This is a genomic window from Rhodococcus wratislaviensis (genome assembly GCF_041228765.1).
In the GTDB taxonomy this organism is placed as follows: domain Bacteria; phylum Actinomycetota; class Actinomycetes; order Mycobacteriales; family Mycobacteriaceae; genus Rhodococcus_F; species Rhodococcus_F wratislaviensis.
In genome coordinates this window covers 8,489,442-8,513,930 of sequence record NZ_CP150488.1, presented here as the reverse complement: position 1 = coordinate 8,513,930, position 24,489 = coordinate 8,489,442, and the positions used below count along the sequence as shown (strand labels likewise).

The 24,489-nt window shown below is 67.8% G+C and carries 21 protein-coding genes; 16 read left to right on the top strand and 5 right to left on the bottom strand.

The features are described 5' to 3' along the window. Positions 1 to 203 precede the first annotated feature (203 nt). Genes ehuB through ehuA form a run of 4 tightly spaced genes read left to right on the top strand, consistent with a single transcriptional unit; the run spans position 204 to position 3,264 of the window. Positions 204 to 1,088 carry an ectoine/hydroxyectoine ABC transporter substrate-binding protein EhuB gene (gene ehuB / locus WKC72_RS38925; RefSeq protein WP_011596789.1) on the top strand — a complete coding sequence of 295 codons (885 nt, stop codon included), beginning with the start codon at positions 204 to 206 and terminating at the stop codon, positions 1,086 to 1,088. Positions 1,089 to 1,110: 22 nt separating this feature from the next. After that, a complete protein-coding gene (gene ehuC, locus WKC72_RS38920; protein WP_112302055.1) occupies positions 1,111 to 1,842 on the top strand; it encodes an ectoine/hydroxyectoine ABC transporter permease subunit EhuC in 732 nt (243 codons plus the stop codon). Then, a complete protein-coding gene (gene ehuD / locus WKC72_RS38915; RefSeq protein WP_112302054.1) occupies positions 1,839 to 2,483 on the top strand; it encodes an ectoine/hydroxyectoine ABC transporter permease subunit EhuD in 645 nt (214 codons plus the stop codon). Before ehuC ends, ehuD begins: the two co-directional genes overlap by 4 nt. A gap of 19 nt (positions 2,484 to 2,502) precedes the next feature. Then, positions 2,503 to 3,264, top strand: a complete 762-nt coding sequence (ehuA, locus tag WKC72_RS38910; RefSeq protein ID WP_112302053.1) for an ectoine/hydroxyectoine ABC transporter ATP-binding protein EhuA — start codon at positions 2,503 to 2,505, stop codon at positions 3,262 to 3,264. Between the two features lie 7 nt (positions 3,265 to 3,271). On the opposite strand, the gene WKC72_RS38905 is transcribed toward ehuA, so the two are convergent. Then, positions 3,272 to 4,276 (bottom strand): bile acid:sodium symporter family protein, encoded by a 1,005-nt coding sequence (locus WKC72_RS38905; protein ID WP_037242402.1) that lies wholly within the window; start codon positions 4,274 to 4,276, stop codon positions 3,272 to 3,274. Positions 4,277 to 4,359: 83 nt separating this feature from the next. On the opposite strand from WKC72_RS38905, the gene WKC72_RS38900 reads away from it, so the two are divergent. Next, a complete protein-coding gene (locus WKC72_RS38900; protein WP_370181417.1) occupies positions 4,360 to 5,220 on the top strand; it encodes a LysR family transcriptional regulator in 861 nt (286 codons plus the stop codon). Between the two features lie 36 nt (positions 5,221 to 5,256). Here the strand turns inward: WKC72_RS38900 and WKC72_RS38895 are convergent, their stop codons facing one another. Then, entirely contained in the window at positions 5,257 to 6,828 is a 1,572-nt protein-coding gene (locus tag WKC72_RS38895; protein ID WP_370181416.1) for a hypothetical protein, read from the bottom strand. Between the two features lie 314 nt (positions 6,829 to 7,142). Here WKC72_RS38895 and WKC72_RS38890 point away from each other — a divergent pair, with 314 nt between their 5' ends. Beyond that, positions 7,143 to 8,525: an MFS transporter gene (locus tag WKC72_RS38890; RefSeq protein ID WP_370181415.1), complete on the top strand. Its 1,383-nt coding sequence runs from the start codon at positions 7,143 to 7,145 to the stop codon at positions 8,523 to 8,525. Positions 8,526 to 8,528: 3 nt separating this feature from the next. Here the strand turns inward: WKC72_RS38890 and WKC72_RS38885 are convergent, their stop codons facing one another. Continuing rightward, complete coding sequence (locus WKC72_RS38885) at positions 8,529 to 10,220, bottom strand: PucR family transcriptional regulator (protein ID WP_370181414.1); 1,692 nt, start codon at positions 10,218 to 10,220, stop codon at positions 8,529 to 8,531. A gap of 178 nt (positions 10,221 to 10,398) precedes the next feature. Between WKC72_RS38885 and WKC72_RS38880 the strand changes: the two genes are divergently transcribed. The 10 genes from WKC72_RS38880 to WKC72_RS38835 all read left to right on the top strand — a co-directional run bounded on the left by WKC72_RS38880 (position 10,399) and on the right by WKC72_RS38835 (position 19,194). Then, positions 10,399 to 10,845, top strand: coding sequence for a heme-binding protein (locus WKC72_RS38880; RefSeq protein ID WP_005262083.1), 447 nt, complete (start codon positions 10,399 to 10,401; stop codon positions 10,843 to 10,845). Between the two features lie 152 nt (positions 10,846 to 10,997). Next, positions 10,998 to 11,717 carry a TenA family transcriptional regulator gene (locus WKC72_RS38875; protein WP_037242390.1) on the top strand — a complete coding sequence of 240 codons (720 nt, stop codon included), beginning with the start codon at positions 10,998 to 11,000 and terminating at the stop codon, positions 11,715 to 11,717. Between the two features lie 68 nt (positions 11,718 to 11,785). Beyond that, entirely contained in the window at positions 11,786 to 12,142 is a 357-nt protein-coding gene (locus tag WKC72_RS38870; protein ID WP_037242388.1) for a Rieske (2Fe-2S) protein, read from the top strand. A 16-nt stretch (positions 12,143 to 12,158) separates the two neighbouring features. Then, a complete protein-coding gene (locus WKC72_RS38865) occupies positions 12,159 to 13,400 on the top strand; it encodes an NAD(P)/FAD-dependent oxidoreductase (RefSeq protein WP_370181413.1) in 1,242 nt (413 codons plus the stop codon). After that, the gene (locus WKC72_RS38860; RefSeq protein ID WP_370181412.1) at positions 13,397 to 14,839 is read left to right on the top strand and encodes an aldehyde dehydrogenase family protein; all 1,443 of its coding nucleotides are present in this window, start codon (positions 13,397 to 13,399) and stop codon (positions 14,837 to 14,839) included. Before WKC72_RS38865 ends, WKC72_RS38860 begins: the two co-directional genes overlap by 4 nt. A gap of 29 nt (positions 14,840 to 14,868) precedes the next feature. Then, positions 14,869 to 15,231: a non-heme iron oxygenase ferredoxin subunit gene (locus WKC72_RS38855; RefSeq protein WP_005245019.1), complete on the top strand. Its 363-nt coding sequence runs from the start codon at positions 14,869 to 14,871 to the stop codon at positions 15,229 to 15,231. Next, positions 15,228 to 16,820 (top strand): gamma-glutamyltransferase family protein, encoded by a 1,593-nt coding sequence (locus WKC72_RS38850; RefSeq protein ID WP_370181411.1) that lies wholly within the window; start codon positions 15,228 to 15,230, stop codon positions 16,818 to 16,820. Before WKC72_RS38855 ends, WKC72_RS38850 begins: the two co-directional genes overlap by 4 nt. Beyond that, the gene (locus WKC72_RS38845; RefSeq protein ID WP_112302043.1) at positions 16,813 to 17,253 is read left to right on the top strand and encodes a RidA family protein; all 441 of its coding nucleotides are present in this window, start codon (positions 16,813 to 16,815) and stop codon (positions 17,251 to 17,253) included. Before WKC72_RS38850 ends, WKC72_RS38845 begins: the two co-directional genes overlap by 8 nt. Before the next feature lie 40 nt (positions 17,254 to 17,293). Then, positions 17,294 to 17,941, top strand: coding sequence for a GntR family transcriptional regulator (locus WKC72_RS38840; RefSeq protein ID WP_268791835.1), 648 nt, complete (start codon positions 17,294 to 17,296; stop codon positions 17,939 to 17,941). Further along, positions 17,938 to 19,194: an MFS transporter gene (locus WKC72_RS38835; RefSeq protein WP_370181410.1), complete on the top strand. Its 1,257-nt coding sequence runs from the start codon at positions 17,938 to 17,940 to the stop codon at positions 19,192 to 19,194. The genes WKC72_RS38840 and WKC72_RS38835 overlap by 4 nt, the downstream gene beginning before the upstream one ends. Positions 19,195 to 19,201: 7 nt before the next feature. On the opposite strand, the gene WKC72_RS38830 is transcribed toward WKC72_RS38835, so the two are convergent. Together WKC72_RS38830 and WKC72_RS38825 are read right to left on the bottom strand one after the other, a co-directional pair. Beyond that, complete coding sequence (locus WKC72_RS38830) at positions 19,202 to 20,518, bottom strand: M1 family metallopeptidase (protein ID WP_174233891.1); 1,317 nt, start codon at positions 20,516 to 20,518, stop codon at positions 19,202 to 19,204. Further along, on the bottom strand, positions 20,515 to 24,405 hold the full coding sequence (locus WKC72_RS38825) for a Pls/PosA family non-ribosomal peptide synthetase (RefSeq protein WP_370181409.1): 3,891 nt from the start codon (positions 24,403 to 24,405) through the stop codon (positions 20,515 to 20,517). The genes WKC72_RS38830 and WKC72_RS38825 overlap by 4 nt, the downstream gene beginning before the upstream one ends. Positions 24,406 to 24,489 lie beyond the last annotated feature (84 nt).

Sequence of the window (24,489 nt, the reverse complement as noted above, 5' to 3'; positions counted from 1 at the left end):
CTTTGTTGGGGGGCTTTCGGCATTCCCGGAGACTTCGCCGACCGCGACTTTGATAACGCTGCGGTAACGTCCCCCCGGTTCCCCTATGGCAGATCCTTCGCCTGCGTAACGTGGCCCGGGCAGATCCGTTGGGATCGTGCCGTGCGGTGCGCGTCCTCCCGGATCACCCGAGGTGACGAAGGGAATCTGTGGTGACGAGCACGATGTCGAAACAACGTCCGGCGGTCAGAGCGGCTGTCGCCTTCGCAGGCATGATGGTGGCCGCCGGCTCCCTGGCGGGGTGCACGAAAACCGACACGACCAGTGGCGGATCGCTCCTCCAGCAACTGCAGGACAGCGGAACGGTCACCGTCGGCTTCGCCGGCGAGGCGCCGTACAGCTTCGAGCAGGATGGTCAGTTGACCGGCGCCACCGTGGCCCTGCACCGCGAGATCTTCAAGAACCTGGGCATCGACAACGTCGAGGGCGTGAGCACCGACTTCGGAGCGCTCATTCCCGGACTGCAGGCCCGCCGCTTCGACGTCGTCAGCGCCGGAATGTCGATCCTCCCGCAGCGGTGCGAGCAGGCAGCGTTCAGTGAGCCGGAGTTCAACTACACGACCGCACTGATGGTGCCGAAGGGCAATCCCGCGAAGCTCACCGATATGCAGTCGGTGCAGCAGAGTGGGGTGCGGATGGCCGCGATGACCGGGGCGATCGAATCGGACTACGCGCAGCAACTCGGGATCGATGCGATGCAGGTGGCGTCGCCGCAAGACGGAATGGACGCCGTCGCCAACGGGCGAGCGGATGTCTTTGCGCTCACCGGGATCTCACTGAACTGGCTGGCGCAGAACAACCCGCAGGCCCCGGTGGAAGTGACGAATTCCTTCGTCGCCGAGATCGACGGGGTACCCCAGGTCGGTGCCGGCGGCACGGTCTTCCGCAAGGAAGACACCGAGTTGCGGGACGCCTACAACGCCGAACTGGCCAAGATCACCTCCGACAAGGACAAGTACCTTTCCATCGTCGGACCGTTCGGATTCACCGCGGAGGAACTGCCCGATCCGAACCTGACGACCGCCAAACTCTGCGGCGGCGCCGGCTGATCGTCGTAGAGGTCTACTGCCTGTGAAGGGGAATATCGACGCCCTGCTGGATGCGTGGCCGAGCATCCAGGAAGGCATCGTCGTCACACTCCAGCTGACGGCAGGCGGCGCCCTCCTCGCGTTCGTACTCGCGCTCGCGCTCGGGTTGGCCGCCCGTGCGCACAGCATCGTGATCAGGGGATCGGCTCGCGCGTTCATCGAATTCTTCCGGGGAACTTCGCTGTTGGTGCAGCTCTTCTGGCTGTTCTACGTGGTTCCGCTGTTCGGCTACCTCATCGACCCGGTGCTCTGCGGGATCCTTGCGCTGGGGCTGAACTACGGCGCCTACGGTGCCGAGGTGGTGCGCGGCGCGATCAACTCGGTGCCGCAATCGCAGTGGGAAGCGGCCACGGCACTGGACTTCAGTCACTGGCAGCGGTTACGCCGGGTGGTCTTCCCCCAGGCCTGGGCCGAGATGATTCCTCCGCTGACGAACCTTCTGATCCAGCTCCTCAAGGGCACGGCCCTCGCGAGCTATATCCTGCTGCAGGACTTGACCTTCGAAATCGACCAACTCCGGCAGACGACCGGAAACACCCTCTTCGCGTTCGGCGTCGGGCTCGTCATCTACTTCGTCATCGGCTACGTGCTGACACTGGTGATGAACGCACTGGAGGTGCGGGCGAAGAACCGCCTCGGCACGGGGCCGTCCCTGCGTGAGATCTTCAGCCTCGCGCCCTCCGATCCGCGGGGACTGGAGGCGGCGAAGCAATGAGCGTCCAGTGGAGTTGGGATCGCGCATTCGAGGCACTGCCCGTGCTGCTCGACGGTTTCAAGATCACCCTGATCGCGACCGTTCTCGGGTTCCTGATCTCGGTCATTCTGGGACTCGTCATCGCGTTGATCCGGCAGGCCGCACCGCGGTGGGTGAGTGTCCCGGTCCGCGCGGTCAGCGAGTTCATCCGGCTGACCCCGCTCGTCGTGCAACTGCTGTTCGTGTACTACACGTTCACCGGACTGTCGCCGCTGCAGATCGGTGTCGTCGTACTCGGAATCCACTATTCGACGTACATGGCCGAGGTGTACCGGGCGGGTATCGAAGCGGTGCCCGTCGGCCAGTGGGAGGCGGCGCGGGCGTTGTCCATCGCGCCCACTCGGACGTGGCGGGCGATCATCCTGCCGCAGGCCATCCGCCGCGTCGTCCCGGCGCTGGGCAACTATGCCGTGTCGATGTTCAAGGACACCCCGTTCCTGTTCGCCATCACGGTGGTGGAGATGGTGACGGCCGCGCAGCAGTTCGGCGCCCGGCATTTCCAATACCTTGAACCATTGACGCTGGCGGGTGTGATCTTCCTGGTCGCCAGCTATCCGACGTCCCTGCTCATACGGCGATTGGAGAGACGTCTTGCCCGATGACGCGAGCACAGCAACCCCGATGATCCGATTCGACGACGTCGTGAAGCAGTTCGGCGACCACGTAGTGCTCGACCACCTGGACTTCCAGGTCGCGCGCGGCGACCGGGTGACCCTGATCGGTCCGAGCGGTTCGGGCAAGACGACGATCCTGCGACTGCTCATGACCCTCGAGAAGGTGAACGACGGCGTCATCTGGGTGGACGGGACACCTCTGACGCACGAGGAGAAGGGAAGCAAACTCGTGCCGGCGTCGGAGAAGTACGTGCGCCGGATACGACGCCGGATCGGCATGGTCTTCCAGCAGTTCAACCTGTTCCCCAACATGAACGTCATCGAGAACATCACCGAGGCGCCGATCCATGTGCTCGGGATGGACAAGGCCGCGGCCGTGCAGCGGGCACGCGAGTTACTCGAGACGGTCGGTCTTTCGGACAAGGAGACCGCGCACCCGACGCAACTGTCCGGCGGCCAGCAGCAACGGGTCGCGATCGCGAGGGCGCTGGCCATGGATCCCGACATTCTGCTGCTCGACGAGGTCACGTCGGCGCTGGATCCGGAGTTGGTGGCGGACGTCCTCGACGTGCTGAGGAACGTCGCGCGCACCACGGACATCACGATGCTGATCGTCACGCACGAGATGCAGTTCGCGCGGGACGTGTCGAACCGGGTGATGATGTTCGACGCCGGGCGGATCGTGGAGGAAGGCGACCCGGCAACGATCTTCACTGCGCCGAAGAACGAGCGGACCAAGACCTTCCTGAAGGCCGTGCTGGCCGACTGATTCCCGGCTAGCTCGAGCTGGTCGCGAGTTCCGTCTCCTCGGTGGCGGCGCGTCGGGCCAGCCGGCCCGCCATCCACGCGCACACCAGCAGTTGCAGTTGATGGAACAGCATGAGCGGCAGCACGATCAAGCCGATCGGCTGGCTGGCGAACAGGACGGTGGCCATCGGAAGACCGGTGGCGAGGCTCTTCTTCGACCCACAGAACGTGATCGTGATCTGATCGGCCCGGTCGAAACCGAGTCGCTTCGACCCGAACCAGGTGACGGACAGGACGATCGCGAGAAGCACCGCGCACACCGCGAGCAACGCGAGGAGCCGGCCGACGGACAGCGTGCCCCAGATGCCCTCATTCATTCCCTCACTGAATGCGACGTAGACGACCAGCAGGATCGATCCCCGGTCGACGAGCTTGAGCGGTGCGCCGTGCTTCTTCACCCAGGGACCGATCCACCGCCGCACTGCCTGGCCGGCGATGAACGGGAGCAGGAGCATGACGAGGATGCCGATCGCGGAGGACGCGTCGAAGCCTGCCCCCTCGCTCGTCATCAGCAATGCCACGAGGAGTGGGGTGACGAAGATGCCGAGGATGTTGGAGAACGAGGCGCTGACGATCGCGCCGGGCACGTTGCCTCGGGCGATCGACACGAAGGCGATCGACGACTGGACCGTCGACGGCAGCAGGCAGACGTAGAGGAGACCCAGGTACAGCGGCTGGGTCAGGATCGTCGGGACCAGCACGCGCGCAGCCATTCCGAGTAGCGGGAAGATGACGAACGTCGCCGCGAGGATGGTGACGTGCAGACGCCAGTGACGCAGGCCGTGCAGCGCCTCCTGGGTGGACAGTCGGGCGCCGTAGAGGAAGAACAGAAGTCCGACGGCTACCTTCGTGGCCCAGGTGAACGCGGTCAGGGCCGTGCCGTCCGCGGGGACCAGGCTGGCGATCCCGACGGTGATCAGGATGCCGAGAATGAAGGGATCGAGTCTTCCGAGCAGCGGGATCTTCGTCAGCATGGTTCGACCGTAAGCAACACGCGCATATTCCGAAAGGCGATAGGCGCGTTTACTGTAATGCCGAATCGTGATAACAATGGGTGATGTTCGATCCGGTCCATCTGCGAAGCTTCCTCGCAGTCGCGCGCACCCGGAGCTTCACCGCCGCGGCCCGGCGCCTGAACCTGCGGCAATCCACCGTCAGTCAGCACGTGGGGAAACTGGAACTGGCTGCCGGGCGCCGCCTGTTTCTGCGGGACACACACTCGGTCGAGCTGACCGCGGACGGCTCCGTGATGGTGGGTTTCGCGACGTCGATACTCGAGCGGCACTCGGACGCCGAGCGTTACTTCACGCAATCCGGCGTGCGCGGACGGGTCCGGTTCGGGGCGTCCGAAGATCTGGTTCTGCACGAGCTTCCCCGGATTCTGGGCGAGTTCCGCCGCAGCCATCCGCTCGTGGATCTCGAACTGACGGTGGCGTTGAGCGAAGTGTTGTTCCGACAACTGCACGAAGGCCGGCTGGACCTGGTCTTCGGGAAGCGTCGCCGAGGGGACCGGCACGGCGAACTGGTGTGGACCGACCGGTTGGCGTTCTTCTCGGCCCCAGACTTCGTTCCGGATGCAGAGGGGCCGGTGCCCTTGGTGACGTATCCGCCGCCGTCGATCACGAGGGAAGCGGCGCTCGACGTCCTGGAGAAATCCGGGCGCGGTGCGCGGGTGGCCTGTGTGACCGACAGTTTGAACGGGTTGCGGGCCGCCTGTCTCGCGGGGCTCGGCGTCGTGTTCCATGCCGAGACGCTGCCGCCCGCGGGACTGGTGCCGGTGCGGATACGGTCGCGGGACGAGTGGGTGGATGCCGTCGACGTCGAATTCGTGCTGGAGGCCCGCCGGAGTGTTCTCAGCGAACCGGAGCAGGCGCTGCGTGCCGCCATCCTCGAGAATGCGGATCGACTGCGCGCGTGACCTCGGTGGGAAATGCCCACCGAGGCCGTCGAGCTGTCAGAAGATCAGTACGGACACCGCGGTGGAGAGCACCAGACCGGACACCACGGGCACGAAACACTTCCTGGCGAGTTCGAGGACGGGAACCCGGGCGAAGCCGGCCACCGCGATCAACGACGACCAGGCGACCAGCGTTCCACCGCCGGACCAGATGTTCCCCATCTGACCGATCGCCGCCAGGGTTGCGGGGTCCATCCCGACAGCAGGCCCGAGCGCACCCGCGAGTGAACCGGTGAGCGGCAGCCCGGTGAATCCGGAGCCCTCGAGGCCCGCGATCATCCCGATGGCGAGAATCCCGAACGACGTCACGAACGCGTTCTGCGGCAGGTGGGACTGCGCGGCGTTCACCAGGTCGAACAGCAGCGTCGGACCGGTCGCATCCGCGGGAAGCCCGAGAATGGCGGCGGAGAAGTCGCCGTTGCCGATGAAGAAGAATCCGGCGATCGGGATCACGATGCCCATGGCCTTGAATGCGAAGACCAGGCCGTCGATCAGATGCTCGGACGTCGTCTCGAGGAAACCCTTCTTGTCGTTGGTCGCGGCAGCGGCGAACAGGATGAGCGCGGCGATGCCGCCGACCATCGCCGCGGCGTCGCCGCCCTTGAGGTCGGGCACCAGGTCGGTGAACTTGCCGACCATGAGGTAGACGATGAAAGCCAAATAGGCGGTGGGGACGAGGACTGCGAAAGTCTTTGCGGCACGGATGCTCTTGAACGGGTCGTCGATGACTTGCCGCGCGGAGGCCGTGACGGGTTCGGCGAGAACAGCCGTCGACGTCGGGGGCGCCGCACTCGTCGCCGCTTCGGCGGGTACGCGAGCGATCGCGCCGCCGCCGGTGGGGGTCGCACCGCTGTCGGGAGCGTCGACGGGCTTGCCGAAGTCGCTCTCCGCACGTGACTCCCAGTCGGAGAGTAGTTCCGGTGCGGGTCGGCGCATGTGCCTGCGCTGTGTGAAGTAGGCGATGAGCAGGGCGGTGATGCCGACGATCAGGGACATCACCAGGGCGCGGTCCGCGACAACGTCCGGATCGACGCCCGCCGACTTCGCCGACAGGCCCGGCGCCACCTTGATGATGTAGTCCGAGGACAGCGCCATACCCTGCCCGCAAATGGCGATCGCCATGCCGACCGCCATCGGGGGAAGGCCGGCGCGGATGGCGACGGGGATGAGGACCGCTCCGATCAACGGAACCGCGGGGGTCGGCCAGAAGAACAGCGAGATCGTGTAGGTGACGACGGCCAGGACGATGAAGCTGCTGGTGCCGCCGCGCATGACGCGCCGGAACGGGGCGACCATCAGCCGGTCGGCCCCCATCTGCCGGAGGGCGCCGAGCATCGCCGTCACCAACGAGATGATCAGGAAGATGTTGAACAGCTCGCGGGCGGCGACGAGGCTCGCATTGAAGATCGACGCGAGACCGGTGACGAGGCTGTCGGAGAACACGAACGCGGTCAGGAAGGTGCCGATGACGGCGGGGACGACGATGTTCTTCCGCATGAGCATCGTCGCGAGGATGACAATGATTCCTCCGAGATACACCCAATGTGCGGCGGTGAGACTTACATCCACAGTGCGCCCCTTCGAAATAGGTACAGACTAGTGGCACTAGTCACAGTGCAGTGATACTGCGCGGGGCGTTTTCCAGGGTCAACGTCCAGAGTGCACATCGATAACCAGCGTATTTGTGCATTGTGCCCGGCATTTTTCGCCGGGATTGCTTGTTGTCACGCGCAAGTAAAGGAATGCTCGGCAGAAGCCATTTCACGGAATCTTGTGTTCATAATTAGGCTTGCCTAACCAAAGTTTGACGGGCGGGTGCGGCAAGGGTTTCCGGTGCGAACTGGCATCGCCGGAACGCGAACTCTCGGATGAAAGTGGACTCTATGAACACGGCGGTCGGTCAGGCTCAGAGTGCAACCGCGGGTGACGAACGCGGACCCGGCACGTCGCTCGCGCTGGCGGCGCTGCTCGCCGGAACGTTCGTCGGCACCGTCAGCAACAACATCGTCAACGTCCCGTTGAACGCGATCCTCACGGACTTCGACGCCGGCCTCGGCAGCGGCATCTTCGTCGTCGTCGGATTCCTCCTCACCTTCGCGGCGACGATGCCGCTGGCCGGGTGGATCGGGGACCGGTTCGGTCGCAGGCGCGTGTACTGCGCCGCCCTCCTGGGGACGGCGGTCTGTTCGCTCGGCGCGGCCCTCGCGCCGTCCCTGCCCGTGCTCGTGATCTGGCGGTCGCTCGGCGGGATCGCCGCGGCCGCGTTCGCGCCGGCGGTCATGGGACTGATCGCGTGGCTGTTCGGGCCTGCGCGGCGGGCGCGCGCCGTCGGCGCCTGGGCGGCGGTGAACGGAATCGGTCAGGCCGTCGGTCCGTCCATGGGCGGAATCGTCAGCGACTGGTGGGGCTGGCGGTGGGCGTTCGTGCCGCTGGTGCCGGTCGCGCTGATCGGGTTCGCCGCGACCCTCCGCTACATCCCGCGATACCCCGGCAAGAAGATGCGGCTCGACGTGATCGGGGCGTTCGCTGTCACGCTCGGCGCCGTCCTGCTGATCCTCGGCCTCACGACCGTCTCGCAGGAGCAGGTTCCCGCCTGGGTCAGCATCGCGACCATCGGCGGCGGAGTCGTCGTCACGGCGGGATTCGTGGTCCACTGCCGGCGGGCGGCGAACCCGTTCGTGCCCATCGACCTGGTGATCGAATCGCGGTTCCTGCGTAGCGCGCTCGCCGCCTTCACTCAGATGTTCGCGCTGGGGGCCCTGCTACTCGCGCTTCCGCTCTACCTGACGGGCTCGGGCAGTTCGACCACACAGGCGGGGCTGATGCTCTTCGTGCTGCCGGTCGTCATGACGTGCGTGGCGCCGGTCGTCGGGCGTCTCGTCGACAGGATCGGCGCCCGAGTGGTGATGCGGTCCGGGCTGGGTGTCTTGATCAGTAGTGAAGTGGCACTGGCGATCACGTTGTCCGCCGACGTCCGGAACCCGGTCGCGATCGGCGCTGTGCTCGTCGTCGCCGGAGTGGGGATCGGCATGGTCCAGACACCCGCCGCGGCCGGTTCGACCCGATCGCCCGCGGGCGCTGTCGGAACCGGTCTGGGACTGTTCAACCTCATCCGCTTCGGTGGCTCCGCGGTGGGCGCCGCCTGGGTGGGCGTGGCCGCGCACCTGGCGGCCGATCCGTACGGACTGCTGTTCGTGGTGGCGGCCGTCGTCGTGCTCGCCGGATTGGCCGGGACGTTCGCCGGCGAGGACCCGGTGGCCGTCTGAGGGTCAGCGGGTCACGATCTCGTGGTTGACGGTGTCCTGCACCTGGGAGAGCAGATCGAGACGGAGCGCCAGCCACAGGGTGAACTGGTTCTCGGGTTCCCGGATGTCCATGCCGATGAGCCGCGACGTGCGATCGAGCTTGGCGATCATCGTGTTCCGGTGGATTCGGAGGCGCCGTGCGGCGGCGTTGATGTTTCCGCCCTCCTCGAGGTAGGCGAACAGCAACTCCTCGGTGTCGGCATGCGAACTCGACGCTCGAAGGGGCCCGAGGACGTCACGGATGAGCCGTCGGCTCTCGTCGGTGTCGGTGGCGCGGGCGAGCACACTGAACCCGCGCAGGTCGTTGTACGCCACCGAACCGGACAGCCCGAGCCGCTGGGCGATGCCCAGAGTGATGCGGGCCTCGCGGTAGCTTTCCCCGATATCGCGGGCGCCCGCCGCGGGGCGTCCGTGGGCCACCGGAATCCGCTGACCCAGACGGGTTTCGAGATCGAGCGACATGGCGTGCGCATACTCGCTGATCTCGGATTCGACGCCGGGCGTGTCGACGGAGCTCAACGATCGGATCACCACGAGCACGTCGCCGATGACGGTGACGTGTGAACGGACGCCCGGGCGTGGGAGGACGCCGGCGGCGTACCGGGCCAGCCGGACCATGCTCGCTCCGGGCCGTCCCGACGCCCGGTCGACGAGGCCGGGTGCGACGAACACGATGTAGTGCAGGTCCAGATCGATCTCGTGCAGCGCCGCCCGGGTGCGCAGGTCGTGGTCGTTGGCGAAATTGCCGTGCACGAGGGCCTGGACGAAATCGCCGCGCGCCCGCTCCTCGGCCTCGTCCACGCTCCGCTGCCGGAGCATCTCGGTGCCGATGATCGTCCCGGCCTGTTCGACGACCACCCGGTGCTGTGCGATGTCGTGCCGACGCGGGTTCGCCCCGGGCACGACGACCACGATCCAGCCCTCGTAGCGGCCGGCGAGTTGCATTGCCCCGGCGACCGCCGTCGTGGGCGCGAACAGTCCGTCCGGATGCTCCAGGCGGAGCACATGAACGTTGTGCATCCGTGCCGGTGGTGATTCCTCGAGCCGCGGCAGCGCGTTCGCGAGAGCCTCCAGGAGGGCGACGGTCCCCGCGTCCTCGGCGTCCGGGAGACCGGCGTGCGCGAGGAGGCGCCCCCGGACATCCAGGGCGACGGCAACGTCCGAGGTCAGCGCCGCGACCTCGCGGATCAGCATCGGCAGGCCCGCTCCACGGTGCAGCAACCCCGCCAGCGACTGGTGCACGGTGAGGGCATAACGCATCACGTGCGCTTCCTGGGTGAGTGCGCGCTCGGCGAGGAGCCGGTTGAGTGCGGTGAACCCGACGGGAAAACCCAGCTCCACGACCGTGAGTCCGGTCGGCCAGACCGTGTCCGCGGGCGCCGACCCGTCGACGAGAAGGACGCCGGCTCCCCGTGCCACCAGGGATTCGAGTTCACGTCCGTGCGCGGACAGGGTTTCCGGCCGGGTGTACACAGCGACCTCGGCGAGGGAGTCGGGCCGGCTCATCACCTCACCCCACGGCAGGCACCACGTCACCGGACCGCTCAGGGCGTCTGTGCCGGACAGCAGCCGGGCCGACGCGAGCAGGGGCTCTTCCAGCAGGCCGCGTAACGACAACCGCTCGTCCTCCGCGTTCGGTGTCGTGGTGTCGTCCACTACGGACCCTCCTCGGGAGTATCGGATGTGCAGTATGGCGGAGCGCACGCCTGCATTACCTATGCACTATGCCCTGAATTCGCCGAGATTGCCGGATAGTTTGACCATGGTTCCTCCGGTCATCCCGGTGATAGAAATCGGTGCATCACTTCCTCCCGAAAACGCAACGGAGAAGACAATGCATCAGGTTCACCGAATCACCCTCGACGACGCACTCCCACTGCTCGCCGCGGGACGCGCGAAGGCCGAGGAAATCGGCGTCAAGCAGACCCTGTGCGTCTGCGACGACGGTGGCAACGTGCTGGCCCTGCATCGGCTGCCCGGAGCGCGCCTCACCGGCGTCGACATCGCGATCGCCAAAGCGTTCACCGCTGCCGGTCACGAGCGGGCGACACATCTGTTCAACGAGGCTCCCGACGGTCCGGCGTTGCCCGGGAACGAAGCCTTCGGCATCAGCCAGATGCTGCCGGGCAAGTTTGCGGTGTTCGTCGGCGGATTTCCCCTCGTCTTCGACGGCCAGATCGTCGGCGGCATCGGCATCAGCGGAGGAAACGGCAAGCAGGACAAGGCAGTCGGAGCGGCGATGCTGGCCGAGTTCGAAGCCCTCGCCGCGGTACCCAGCTGAAACTCCACGATGTGCCGACAACGTGCACATCGAAACCATTCCAACGCAGTCACTTCGACCGTGGTCGGGCAGACCTCGAGTCGATAACGTCGAATTCACTCCAGTCGGAGCATCCCCAACCATTCTCACACTCGAGGAAGACGAGGCACATCATGACCGAACTTCTAGGCAGGGACGAATTCCGCACAGCTCTGGAGAACGCCATCAAGGGCCGCGAGGCGAAGAACGCGTCGTTCAGCAAGGCGTGGGCCGAGGGCAAGCTCGAGAAGCACCATTTCGCGCGGTGGGCGGAGAACCACTACCACTACGTCGGACCCTTCGCCGACTACCTCGCGAACATCTACTCCAACACCCCCGACACCTTCACCAACGCAAAGGATTTCACCCTCCAGAACATGTACGAGGAGGAACTGGCCGACATCCGGCACACCGACCTCCTCATCAAGTTCGCCGAGGCGTGCGGCACCACGAAGGAGCGCGTCGAGGACCCGTCGAACATGAACGCGATCACCCGCGGACTGCAGTCGTGGTGCTACGCGGTGTCGCAGCGTGAGCACTTCGTCGTGGCCACCGCCGCGCTCGTCGTCGGACTCGAGTCGCAGGTACCGAGCATCTACAAGAAGCAGATCATCCCTCTGCGCGAGGTGTACGGATTCACCGAGGACGAAATCGAGTTCTTCGACCTGCACATCACGTCGGACGTGGTGCACGGTGAGCGTGGATACCAGATCGTGCTCGACCACGCGGATACCCCGCAGCTGCAGCAGCGTTGCCTGCAACTCGTGCAGTGGGGGGCCGAGATGCGCTTCTCGTACACGAAGGGGCTCTACGACACGTACGTGGCAACCGACCTCGAGCTCGCGACCGCCTGACCGTGCGAAGGGAGGGGCCCGCATCGGGCCCCTCCGGACGCAGGCATCCCGCCCGACAGGAGAGAACGATGGAGACGAATTGGACCCGGCTGGTCACCGTGCGTGAGCTCGGCCGCCGCCGGAAGTTTCGCGTCGAGGTCGGGGACACCGCGGTCGCCCTGTTCCAGGCCGACGACCGGATCTATGCCTTTCGTGACCTGTGCATCCATCAGGATCGGTCACTGGCGAAAGGCACCCTGCTGCACGGGCGGGTCATCTGTCCGGGCCACCAGTGGGCGTTCGACCTCGACACCGGCTACGAGGAGGACCAGGACCTGTGCCAGCCGACCTACGCGGTGAAGGTCGAGGACGACGTCGTCTACGTGGATCTCACCCGCAGCCCCGATTACGCCGAGACCGTGACTTCGCCGGCCGAAGTCGACTGAGAGAGCGAGTGACCCCATGACGCTGAACACCATCGTCACCATCGGCGCCGGCCAGACCGCTGCCGTCGCGGCGCGCACGCTGCGGCGCCGAGGGTTCGACGGCAGGATCCTCCTCGTCGGCGACGAGCCGCACGCGCCGTATCAGCGCCCACCGCTGTCCAAGGAATTCCTTGCTGGGCAGGAGGATCGCGAGTCGCTGATGCTGCTGCCCGACGCGTGGCGAGACACGCAGAACGTCGAACTCCTCACCGGCACGACGGTGACCCGGATCGACGCGAGTGGCGGTTCGGTCGAACTGTCCGACGGCCGAAGCCTTGCGGCCGACGCGGTACTCGTCGCGACCGGCGGCAGGCCGCGCACGATACCGGTGAACGGTCCGGCACCCGAACGGGTGCACTACCTGCGGACGATCGACGACGCCGAACGGCTCGCCGCCCACCTCCGCCCCGGCGTCGGTCTGGTGCTGATCGGCGGGGGCTTCGTCGGACTCGAAATTGCCGCCACCGCAAGAACCCTGGGAGCGGACGTGACCGTCCTCGAAGCGGACGCGTTACCTCTCGCCCGAATTCTCGGACCCGAGATGGGTGAGGTCTGCACTCGGCTGCAGCGGGACAACGGAGTCACCGTCCGCGGCGGCGTCCGGGTCGACACCGTGACGACCCGGACGGACGGCGTGCTCATCGCCCTCGAGGGCGGAGAGGTGCTTCAGGCCGACGTCGTGGTGGTGGGTATCGGCATCGTCCCCAACGTCGAGGTCGCGCAGGCCTCCGGACTTGCCGTCGACGGCGGAATCCTCGTGGACGCACAGGGGCGGACATCGGTTCCGCACGTCTACGCCGCCGGCGACGTGGCAGCGCGATTCTCCGACGCAGCAGGACGACACGTTCGCGTCGAACACTTCGACAACGCGAGCAAGCAGGGGGCGGCGACCGCGAACCTCATGCTCGGACGCGTCGGGGTGGTGGACCCCGCGCACTGGTTCTGGTCCGATCAGTTCGGCAAGAACATCCAGTTCACCGGCACCGCCCGCTACACCGACCTGGTTCTCCGCGGCAGCGCCGGCGACGGCGAGTTCACCGCCTTCTATCTGGACAGCGGTGTCGTGCGCGGCGCCTTCACGCTCGACCGCGGCGACGAGATCAGCGCAGCCAGAGAACTGATCGGCCGGTCGATCGCGCCGGCCCGGTTGGCGGATCAGGACGTCGACCTGTTCGACCTGATGGACGAGGACGACGAGGAATTGGTGACGGTGTCATGATCGAGGGTCTCAATCTCATTGACGGGCAGTGGGTCCCGTCGTCCACCGGAGCGACGTTCGAGCGACGAAATCCTGCCGACCACGACGACGTGATCGGCGTGTTCCCGGACTCGACCGCGGCGGACGTGGATGCCGCCGTCAGCGCGGTGGCCAAGGCGGCGCCGCAGTGGGCCGCGACGCCCCCGGAACGCCGCGCGGCGATCCTGGAAGCCGCGGCCGCGCACCTCGAGGCGCGGGCAGACGACCTCGTCGGCGAACTCGTCCGGGAGGAGGGCAAGACCCGGGCAGAGGCGGCCATGGAAGTCGGCCGCACGCCGATGAACCTGCGCTTCTACGCGGGCGAGGCGCTGCGCACCACGGGCAGCACGTATCCCACGCCGGGGGAGGGCCTCGTCATCACCCTGCGCGAACCCGTCGGAATCGTCGGGGCGATCACCCCCTGGAACTTTCCGCTCAACATTCCGTCGCGCAAACTCGGACCGGCCCTGGCCGCCGGAAATGTCGTGGTGTTCAAACCGTCCGAGCTCACGCCGTTGATGGGACAGCGGCTGGTCGAGGCACTGCTCGCCGGGGGACTTCCGGCCGGGGCCCTCGCCCTGGTCCAGGGCTCCGGTCGTGCCGGTGCCGCGGTCGCGGCGGACGAGCGCGTCGATGCCGTGACGTTCACGGGCTCCACCCAGGTGGGCCGCGCGATTCACGCGGCGGTTGGTCCGTCTCGTCGCAGTCAGCTCGAGATGGGCGGCAAGAACCCCGTCGTGGTTCTCGACGACGCCGACGTCGACAAGGCCGCTGCGCTGATCGTCAAGGGCGCCTTCGGGTTGTCGGGGCAGGCGTGCACGGGTACCAGCCGGGTGATCGCCGTGGACGAGATCCACGACCGGTTGCTGGACCGCGTGGTGGAGCTCGCCGAAGGGATCACCGTGGGCCCGGGCGCGGACCCTGGTGTGGGCATGGGGGCTCTCGCGAGCGAGGGGCAGCTCGCCAAATTCCTCGAGTACGTGCAGATCGGCCGCGACGAAGGGGCCGAACTGGTCTGTGGTGGAGTACGTCTCGACAGTGGGACCGGCTATTTCGCCGTCCCGACCGTGTTCGCCGGCGGCAGCCCGGACATGCGGGTGGTCACGGAAGAAGTGTTCGGCCCACTGCTGGTCTTCCTGCGGGCGTCCGGCTTCGACGAGGCGGTCGCACTCGCGAACGACACGGAATTCGGGCTCAGCGCGGGAATCGTCACCAACGACGTGACCAAGGCGCTCGCGTTCGCGGGCCGTTCCGAATCGGGTCTGGTGAAGATCAACCAGCCCACCACCGGCATGAGCATGAACGCGCCGTTCGGCGGATACAAGGCATCGAGTACGCAGACCCACAAGGAACAGGCCGGGGACTCGATGATGCAGTTCTACCAAGCCGAAAAGACCGTCTACCTCAGCCCTTCGGCCTGAGATCTACCTGTCGACAGAGGGAGAAGACCATGGAATTCACTCGCGTTGCGCGCTCCGGACAGGTTTCCGAAGGCATCGTGCGCCGCTTCTTCGCCGGCGAACACGAGTTCGCCGTGGCCCGCCTGAACGGGAAGGCCTACGCCACGTCCAACTACTGCACACACCTGGACTGCCTGCTCTCGTCCGGGAAACTCGTCGACGACGGCATCGGATGCTCCTGCCACGGAAGCGTGTTCGATCTCGAGACCGGGGAACCCGTGTGCCCACCGGCGACGGTGGCCATCAAGACCTACCCGGTCGAGGAACGTGACGGCGAGATCTTCGTCGGCATCGACCCCGACGACACCAGCTCCATCCCGCGCCGGCGGGCCGCCCGGGGGTGCATGAAGTGAACCCGCGACCGTCCACTCTCTCCGCCGACGGCATGGTCTCGTCCAGTCATCCCGCGGCGAGCACCGTAGGTGCCCGAGTACTGGCCGACGGCGGCAACGCCATCGACGCGACGCTCGCCATGGCCGCGATGACCTGGCTGACGTTGCCGGGGCAGTGCGGGATCGGCGGTGACGCGTTCGCCGTCGTCCGCGAACCGGACGGATCGGTGTGGACGGTCGGGGGCAGCGGGTTCGGGCCCGACGGCGGTGACGTGGACTTCTACGCAGAACGTGGGCTGCGGTCGATTCCCCTCGACGGGGCGCTGGCGGTGGCGGTTCCCGGAGCGCCGGCGGCCCTCGGCGCGCTGCACGCGGGCGGCGCCACCCGCTCGCTGACGGATCTGTGGGCGCCGGCGGTGCGCGCGGCGGAGAAGGGGCTTCCCTGCTCGGCCAAGACGCGTGACGACGTGAGAGAAGCGCAGACCGCGATCGCCGCCGACCCCGGCCTGCGCGCGGTGTATCTCCCGGGCGGACGGTTGCCGCAGGTCGGGGAGCTGCTGCCGCAGCACGACCTGGCCCGGTCCATTCGTGAGCTCGCGCGCGACGTGCACGGTTTCTACACCGGCTCGTTCGCTCGGCGGGCTGTCGAGGCCCTCCGCGCCGGTGGGGCGCCGTTCGGCGGGGACGAGTGGTCGGCAGGCGCCGACGCGCGACCGGAGTCGGCGATCACCGGGCACTACGCCGGTGCAGTCGTTCACCAGACACCCCTGCCCACGCCGGGGTGGATGGTGCTCCAGCAGGCGGCGCTGAACGACGGCGTCGTCGGATTTTCCCCCTGGCTCACCGCTCCGGCAGTCGATCGCATGGCGAGGGCGGCGCGTCTGGCCTTCGAGGACCGGTTCGCGACCTGCGGCGCCGGCAACGACGGGTGGAAGGCCGTGCTCGAGCCGGCCGCGATCGGGGCGGCGAGAGACCGGCTGGACGGCCGCCGGGCGTCGGCGGGCGCCTTCGGTGTGAGCGCCGGAGACACCACCTCGACCGTCGCGGTGGACTCCGACGGCCGTGCCGTCAGTTTCATCCACTCGCTCGCCTTCACGTTCGGCGCCAAGATGACCGTTCCCGGCACCGGAGTTGTGCTGAACAACCGATACGGCCGCGGGGCCTACCTGATTCCGGGACATCCCAACGCCGCGGCGCCGCGGCGTAAACCGCTGCACACCCTCAACGCGTGGGTGATCACCGATACGGCCGGGAATCTCCTGCACGTCGGAAACACCCCGGGCGGGGACGGGCAGGTGCAATGGAACATGCAACTGATCTCGCACCTGCTCGATCACGGGCTCGACCCGGCGGAGGCCGTCGCGGCACCCCGCTTCACGGTCTTCCCCGGCAGCGACGCCGATGTGGTCGGTCGCCCGGCGGAACTGCGGTGCGAGTCCCGCATTCCGGAAGAGGTGCGCACCGAGTTGGGGCGTCTGGGTCACGACGTCGCACTGCATGGTCCGTGGGCAGCCGGTGGAAGCGCGCAGATCATCTCCCTCGACGCAGCGCGCGGGCTGCTGTCCGGCGCCGCCGACCCCCGCCAGGAAGGAATTGCACTCGGTGTCTGAGCAGGAATCCGTCGCTACCGCTCCACGGCCCCAGGGCCGCTACGTTCCCGCTGTCGTGCACGACGGGATCGCGTACAGCGCCGGGATGACGCCACGCCGTGACGGTGTGCTGACGGTTACCGGTGTCGTCGGACGGGACCTGGACATCCCGCGGGCCCGGGAGGCGGCCGGGTTGGCGGCGAGGAATGCCGTCGCCGCCGTCGCCGCGGCCGTCGGCGGCACGGCGGCCATCTCCAGGTGCCTGCGCATGAGCGTCTTCGTCGCGTGTACCCCGGACTTCCGCGAACTGTCCGCGGTGGCCGACGGCGCGTCGGATGTGCTGGTCGAATGCCTGGGACCCGACGCGCTGCCGGTGCGCAGCGCGATCGGTGTGTACGCCCTGCCGTCCGGCGCACCTGTGGAGATAGAGCTCACAGTGGCTGTCTCTGCATAGACCCGAATCCGTCTCCGGAGTATAAATACATCTTGTGTCTATGTTGTATTCCGCCGCGGAGCAGGCCTATCGCGAGGTCAAAGAGCTCATCCTGTCGGGCGGTCTGCCCGGCGGTGAGCTGATCAGCGAGGGCGAGATCGCCGGACGCATGGGGCTCAGCCGCACCCCGGTGCGCGAAGCGTTCCTCCGGCTCGAGGCCGAGGGCTGGATGCGGCTCTACCCGAAGCGCGGCGCGCTCATCGTGCCCGTCGCCGACGGCGAGGCAGAGCACGTCGTCGACGCCCGGCAACTCGTCGAGACGCACAGCGTCCGGGTGCTGGCCGACCAGCCACACGCCCGTGAACTCCTCGTCGCCCGCCTGCGCGAGAACCTCGCGGAGCAGCGGACGATCGCCGAGCGCGGCGACGTCGCCGCCTTCAGCGCGGCCGACGCCGACTTCCATCGGATGATCGTCGAGGCCGGCGAGAACCCGCTGCTCGCGACGTTCTACTCCAGCATTCGCGAGCGTCAGCGCCGCATGACGGCACACTCGATCACCCGCGACCCGGGACAGCTGCCCAGGATCATCGCCGACCACGAGCAGCTGACCGAACTCGTCGAGGCGGGTGACGTCGCCGGGTACGACACCGCCGTACTCGTCCACATGCGCCAGGTCCACGCCCTCAACCCGAGAGGAGTTGCGCGATGACCGTCGTCCGCGAATCCCCGAGGGAGGCGCCGGAGGCCCTCGCGTCGCCCCGCGCCTGGCTGCTCGTGGCCGCGACCATGTTCGCGGTCGCGTGGGGCGGCAACGAATTCACGCCGCTCCTCGGCATGTACCGCGCCGACCACGGTTTCTCCCCGGTCACGGTCGATCTGTTCCTGTTCGCCTACGTTGTCGGGATCGTGCCCGCCCTGCTCCTCGGCGGACCCCTCTCCGACCGGCTGGGACGGCGGCCGATCCTGCTCCCGGCACCGTTCCTGACGATCGCCGGTTCCGCGCTCCTGGCCCTCGGCGCCGACTCCGCGGCGATGCTCATCGTCGGCCGCGCCCTGTGCGGTATCGCGCTCGGCCTCGGCATGGCCGTCGGTGGCAGCTGGGTGAAGGAACTGTCGTCCGCGCCGTGGGATCCCACGGTCACGGACGGTGCCGGTGCGCGACGGGCAGCGATGAGTCTGACCGGCGGCTTCGGCCTCGGCGCGGGCGTCGCCGGCGTTCTCGCGCAGTGGGCGCCACTGCCGAGCGTCCTGTCGTACGTCGTGCACAGCGCGATCGCCGTCGCCGCTGCCGTCGCACTGTGGCGGGCCCCGGAGACCCGCGCGGCCCAGCCGGTCGCCGAGCGCGTCTCGCTCGCCCGCGACCTCGCGATCCCGTCCGCCGCACACAAGCGATTCCTGTTCGTGATCGCGCCGCTCGCACCGTGGGTGTTCGGGACGGCGGCCGCCGCCTACGCGGTGCTGCCGTCGCTGATGTCCGGGAACACCGGTGGGCTGCCGCTCGCGTTCTCGGCGCTCATGTGCGCGGTCGGCCTCGGGGCGGGATTCGCGATCCAGGCACTCGGCCGCAAAATCGACACCCCCCGCAACGCGCGTGCCGTCGTGGTGTCACTCGTCGTCGTCCTCGCCGGAATGGGCGTCGCCGCCGTCGCAGCGTCGGCGCTGACCGTTCCGCTCGCGCTCGCCGCCGCCGTCGTGCTCGGCTGCGGATACGGCATGGCCATGGTGTCCGGACTGCAGGAGATTCAGCGGATCGCAGGACCGGACGACCTCGCCGGACTGACCGCCGTCTTCTACTCGCTCACCTACCTGGGATTCGGGACACCCGCCGTGATGGCCTACCTGTCCGAGACGTTCCCGGCGGTGACGTACCCGAGAATGTTCGTCTTCGGCGCGGTCGCAGCCGCCGGCTGCCTCGCGCTCGCACTCACGAAGTGGCGCGCGCACCTGCCGAACCCGCAGTGACCGCAGCTCACATCGGCGGCAGGGTCTTCTCGCCGAGCCAGGAATCCCACAGCCGGCGCAGCGGCTCGTCGGTGTAGTGGGTGGCCAGGTCGGTGAACTGCTCGCTCGTGACGGTCGAGTGGCGATGGGCCAGCGTCCACTGCCGAAGCAACCCGAAGAACTTGTCGTCGCCGAGCCGGCGTCGCAAAGCGTGGAGTGTGAGAGCGCCGCGCTTGTAGACGCGGTCGTCGAACATCAGCTGCGGTCCCGGATCGGCGATCACCAGGTCCTGCGGTTTGCGGGACAGGCCCTGATGCGCCTGCAGGGCGAGCTGGTGCGCGGAATGTCCACCGGAGTTCTCCGACCAGATCCACTCCGCGTAACAGGCGAAGCCTTCGTGCAGCCAGATGTCGCGCCACTGGCCGAGCGTCAGGCTGTTGCCGAACCACTGATGAGCCAGTTCGTGCGCCACCAGGCGTTCGGACCAGCGCCGGCCGGTGCAATGGTTGGCGCCGAAAATCGACAGCCCCTGCGCCTCGAGCGGGATCTCCAACTCGTCGTCCGTCACGACCACCGTGTAGTCGGCGAACGGGTACGGGCCGAACAATCGGGAGAACACGTCCATCATCTGAGGCTGCCGGCCGAAGTCCACGTCGAACGGCGCGCGCAATCGAGGCGGATGGACGGCGAACATGGGGACACCGCCGGAACCGAGGCTCCGGCGTTCGTACGGCCCGATCTGGATGGTGGCCAGATAACTCGCCATCGGCTCGGTCTGCTCGTACACCCACGTCGTCTGGCTGGCCCGAGTCTGCTTGCTGACCAGCGCACCGTTGGCCACCGTGTAGTACGGCGAATCGGTCGTGATCGCGATGCGGTAACTGGCCTTCGAACTCGGGTGGTCGTCGCACGGGAACCAGGACGCCGCCCCGTTGGGCTGACTGGCGACGAGCGCGCCCTCGGACAACTCCTCCCAGCCGACCTCACCCCACACACTGCGGATCGGTTTCGGCGAACCCCCGTACTGGACGGTGAGCACGAGGGCGCCGCCCGCGGGGACGGTCTGCGCGGGCGTGACGATCAGCTTGCCGTTCCGGTGCAGCCACTTCGTGTTCCGGGAACCGTTGGTCGCGACCTTCGTGACGTGCAGGTTGGCCGCCAGATCGAGGGCGAACCGCGAGCGAGCCTCGGTGGTGACCGCGGTGATCGTGGCCTTGCCTGTCAGCCGGTTGCTGTGAACCTTGTAGGTGAGGTCGAGTTCGTACCGGGACACCCGGTATCCGCGGTTGCCGTTCTGGGGGAGGTACGGGTCGACCGGCTCGTCGATCCCCTTCTCGGACTTCACCTCGCCGCCCAGGGGGCGATCGGATTCCCCTGCCAGCGCGTGGACTGCGGCACGGTGTCGCCGCGCATGACGAGTGAGGCAGGGCCGACCGTGGCGCCTTCGCCGATCCGGGCGGCGGGCAACGCGACACAATGCGGCCCGAGGGTGGCGCCGGCCCCGAGGATGACGGTGTCCATGGACATGATCCGATCATGGAACAGGTGAGTCTGCACGACACACCCCCGTTCCACGGTCGCGCCGTCGCCCAGCGTCACGAGATCCGCCTCGGGGAGCCAATAGGTTTCACACCACACGCCCTTGCCGATGGTGGCGCCGAGACCCCGCAACCAGACGTTGAGCACGGCGGTGCCGGTGGCGGCACGGGCGAACCAGGGTGCGGCGACGGTCTCCACGAAGGCGTCCGACACCTCGTTCCGCCACACGAACGAACTCCACAGCGGGTGCTCGATCTTCCCGATCCGACCCACCACCAGCCACTTCGCGATCACGGAGATCAGCCCGGCGACCGCGCCCGCGACGAGGAGGACGACACCGCTGGCCAGCGCCGCGAGCCAGAAGCCGATGTGGTGAGCCATCACCTGCAGCGCGAACAGCACGCCGAGGCCGATTCCGAACGTCACCGTCACCGGGATGAGGCGGCACGTCTCCACGACCGCACGGGCGATCTTGAGCCGGACCGGGGGACGGAATGTGCGGGAGGCGTCGGCGTCGCCGGGCGCCCTGCGGAGCCGGACCGGGGGACTGCCCAGCCAGGAGGAACCGGATTTCGCCTTCGACGGCGTGGCCGAGAGCACGGCGACGAGGCCGTTCTTGGGCACGCGCCGACCGGGTCCGGTCATCCCGGAGTTGCCGAGGAAGGCGCGCTTGCCGACCTTCGCGTGTTCGATGTGCATCCAGCCGCCGCCGAGTTCGTAACTCGCGATCATCGTGTCGTCGGCGAGGAACGCGCCGTCCGCCACGGTGGTGAACTTCGGCAGCATGAGGACGGTCGACGCTTCGACGTTCTTGCCGATCCGGGCGCCGAGCAACCGCAGCCATCCCGGCGTCAGGAGACTCGCATACAGCGGGAACAGGAACGTGCGGGCGGAGTCCATGAGTCGTTCGGTGGCCCACACCTGCCAGCCGATGCGACTGCGGACCGGGTGGTAGCCCTCACGCAGCCCGATGGACAGCAGCCGGACGGACACGACGGTGAGGAGGGCGAACACGGCGAGGCTGACGAGCGTCGCGACGGGAAGGATCACCAGCGACTGGAGTACGGCGGATCCGATCGTGCCTGCGTCGCGGATCCACCAGCCGATGACCACGATGCCGGCGACGAGGGCGAAGATCGGCAGTCCGGCGATGAGCATCGACGTCACGCCGAACGCGGGAACCCAGTAAGCCGCGCGGCGCGGGGTCTCCTCGGGCCACGGGTGGACGGCCTTGCCGACCTTGACCGCCGGTGAACCGGCCCAGTGCTGATTGGCCTTGACGCGTCCGAACACGGCGGAACCGGCCTCGACTTCGGCGTTTCGGCCTATGGTGGCGCCGGGAATCAGCGTGGACCGGGCTCCCACCGACGCACCCGGACCGATCTTGATCGCACCGATGTGGACGACGTCGCCGTCCACCCAGTGCCCCGACAGGTCGACCTCGGGTTCGATGGAGCAACCGTCGCCGAGTTCGAGCATGCCGGTGACCGGCGGGAGCGTGTGCAGGTCGACCCCCTTGCCGACCTTGGCGCCGAGCGCCCGCGCGTAGTAGAGCATCCACGGCGCGCCAGACAGGTTCGCGGCGCCGCTGGCCTCGGTCAGGCGCAACGCCACCCACAGTCGCAGGTGTTCGCTGCCGCCTCGGGGATACGTTCCCGGCTCGAGTCCGCGCAGCAGGATCCGTGAGCCGATCACCGAGATCGCCATCCGGCCGACCGGGCTGATGAACACGAAGAACGCGAGCAGAATCCACCACCACGACACCGTGGGCGCCCACGACACCGTCGTGAACCACGAGAAGGCGTTGTTCGCGATGGCCAGCCACGTGACCCACTGCAGGCCAGTGAGCGTGGTGAGCGGAACCGTGGCCGCGATCTGCGCGAGCTGGCTCCGACGCGGAGTCGGCGTGACGATGCGGGGTTCGGCGGCGTCGATCGGCGCCAGCTCGTCGAGGTATTCCGCGAGCGAACCGAGCCTCGGATGGTCGTAGAGCTGCGCGACCGTCACTTCGGGGAACCGTTCGCGCAGTGCCGTGACCAGCTGGGCTGCCGAGAGGGATCCGCCGCCGAGCTCGAAGAAGTCGTCGTCGGGGCCCGTGATCTCGGCACCGAGGATCGCCGTCCACAGCCCCGCGACCCAGGCCTGTGTGCCCTCGAGGCCCAGTTTCTCCGCGGCATCGTCGATACCCGGCGGGGGCCAGGGCAGGGCGTTCCGGTCGACCTTGCCCGACGTGCGGGTGGGCAGTTCGTCGACGAGGACCAGCCGGGGAACCAGCGCCGCCGGGAGTTGCTCCGTGAGCGCGGTGTGCGCCGCCTTGAGGTCGAAGTCGGGGTTGGTGCTGGCCAGATAGCCGACGAGGATCTGGTGCCCGGCTCCGGTCCGGCGCACGGCCGCGGCGGCGCCGCCGACGCCGGGAAGGTTCTGCAGGGCGTTGTCGACCTCTCCCAGTTCGATCCGCCTGCCACCGAGTTTCACCTGATCGTCCGCGCGACCCTGGAACAGCAGTCCGCGGCGGTCGAGGCGGACGAGGTCGCCGCTGCGGTACGCGCGGTCCCAGCCGAGTGTCGGCATCGGGGCGTACTTCTCGGCGTCCTTATCCGGGTCGAGGTACCGGGCCAGGCCGACGCCGCCGATGACCAGTTCGCCCACCTCGCCCTCCGGGACGGGTTCACCGGTTCCGTCGACCACTGCGAGGTCCCAGCCGTCCAGCGGGAGACCGATGCTGACCGGACTCCTGCCGTCCATCAGGGCGCCGCAGGCCACGACGGTCGCCTCGGTGGGCCCGTACGTGTTCCATACCTCGCGTCCGTCGACGGCGAGTCGCTCCGCGAGCTCCGGTGGGCAGGCCTCGCCGCCGAAGATCAGCAGGCGCACGGCCTCGAGGGCCTCGGCGGGCCACAGCGACGCGAGGGTCGGCACGGTCGAGACGATGCTGACGTCGCGCGCGACGAGCCACGGGCCGAGGTCCATGCCGCTGCGCACCAGGGACCGGGGTGCGGGCACGAGGCAGGCGCCGTGACGCCACGCGAGCCACATCTCCTCGCAGGATGCGTCGAACGCGACCGACAGTCCGGCCAGCACCCGATCGCCGGGCCGGATCGGGTCTTCCTGCAGGAACATCCGGGCTTCGGCATCCACGAACGCCGCCGCGTTGCGATGGTTCACCGCGACCCCCTTGGGGGTGCCGGTGGAACCGGAGGTGAAGATGATCCAGGCGTCGTCGTCGACGGTCGGCGGACGGGCGCTCGGCGACTCGGCCCTGTCGGGGGCGGTGCCTGCGGTGATCCCGGCGCCGGTCATCACGCACCGGACCTGCGCCTCACCGAACACGAGTTCGGCGCGTTCCTCGGGGTCGTCCGCGTCGACCGGCACGTAGGCGGCGCCGACGGCGAGCGTCGCCAGGATCGCGACGTAGAGCGAGCAGGATCCGGACGGCATGCGGATTCCGACGCGATCGCCGGCCCCGACTCCCGATTCGGCCAGGACCTCCGCGGTCTGCCGGATCTCCTCGAGCAGTTCCTGGTAGGTGAGCGACGTCGAGCCGTCGTCGATCGCCGGGGCTTCGGGGTTCGCCTCGGCCGTCGCGACCAGGATGTCGACGAGTGTGCGCGGCGCCGGTGCGAATTCACGGCGGAGGAATTCCCGGGGTATACGGAGCGACAGGTCCGAATCCGTCGGCGACTGGAGAGACAATCCAGAATTCCTTCTCTGAGCGGGTGGTGGTGCGTACGGCTCGTTATCTCACGATCAAGTGGCCAGATGGTGAACAGTTGGTGG

Coding starts and splice junctions, on each gene's coding strand:
- WKC72_RS38890 (WP_370181415.1), top strand. CDS start 7,143: ATGAACACGGCGGTCGGTCAGGCTCAGAGTGCAACCGCGGGTGACGAA.
- WKC72_RS38905 (WP_037242402.1), bottom strand. CDS start 4,276: ATGCTGACGAAGATCCCGCTGCTCGGAAGACTCGATCCCTTCATTCTC.
- WKC72_RS38855 (WP_005245019.1), top strand. CDS start 14,869: ATGGAATTCACTCGCGTTGCGCGCTCCGGACAGGTTTCCGAAGGCATC.
- WKC72_RS38835 (WP_370181410.1), top strand. CDS start 17,938: ATGACCGTCGTCCGCGAATCCCCGAGGGAGGCGCCGGAGGCCCTCGCG.
- ehuB (WP_011596789.1), top strand. CDS start 204: ATGTCGAAACAACGTCCGGCGGTCAGAGCGGCTGTCGCCTTCGCAGGC.
- WKC72_RS38900 (WP_370181417.1), top strand. CDS start 4,360: ATGTTCGATCCGGTCCATCTGCGAAGCTTCCTCGCAGTCGCGCGCACC.
- ehuD (WP_112302054.1), top strand. CDS start 1,839: ATGAGCGTCCAGTGGAGTTGGGATCGCGCATTCGAGGCACTGCCCGTG.
- WKC72_RS38865 (WP_370181413.1), top strand. CDS start 12,159: ATGACGCTGAACACCATCGTCACCATCGGCGCCGGCCAGACCGCTGCC.
- ehuA (WP_112302053.1), top strand. CDS start 2,503: ATGATCCGATTCGACGACGTCGTGAAGCAGTTCGGCGACCACGTAGTG.
- WKC72_RS38840 (WP_268791835.1), top strand. CDS start 17,294: ATGTTGTATTCCGCCGCGGAGCAGGCCTATCGCGAGGTCAAAGAGCTC.
- WKC72_RS38870 (WP_037242388.1), top strand. CDS start 11,786: ATGGAGACGAATTGGACCCGGCTGGTCACCGTGCGTGAGCTCGGCCGC.
- WKC72_RS38860 (WP_370181412.1), top strand. CDS start 13,397: ATGATCGAGGGTCTCAATCTCATTGACGGGCAGTGGGTCCCGTCGTCC.
- WKC72_RS38875 (WP_037242390.1), top strand. CDS start 10,998: ATGACCGAACTTCTAGGCAGGGACGAATTCCGCACAGCTCTGGAGAAC.
- WKC72_RS38880 (WP_005262083.1), top strand. CDS start 10,399: ATGCATCAGGTTCACCGAATCACCCTCGACGACGCACTCCCACTGCTC.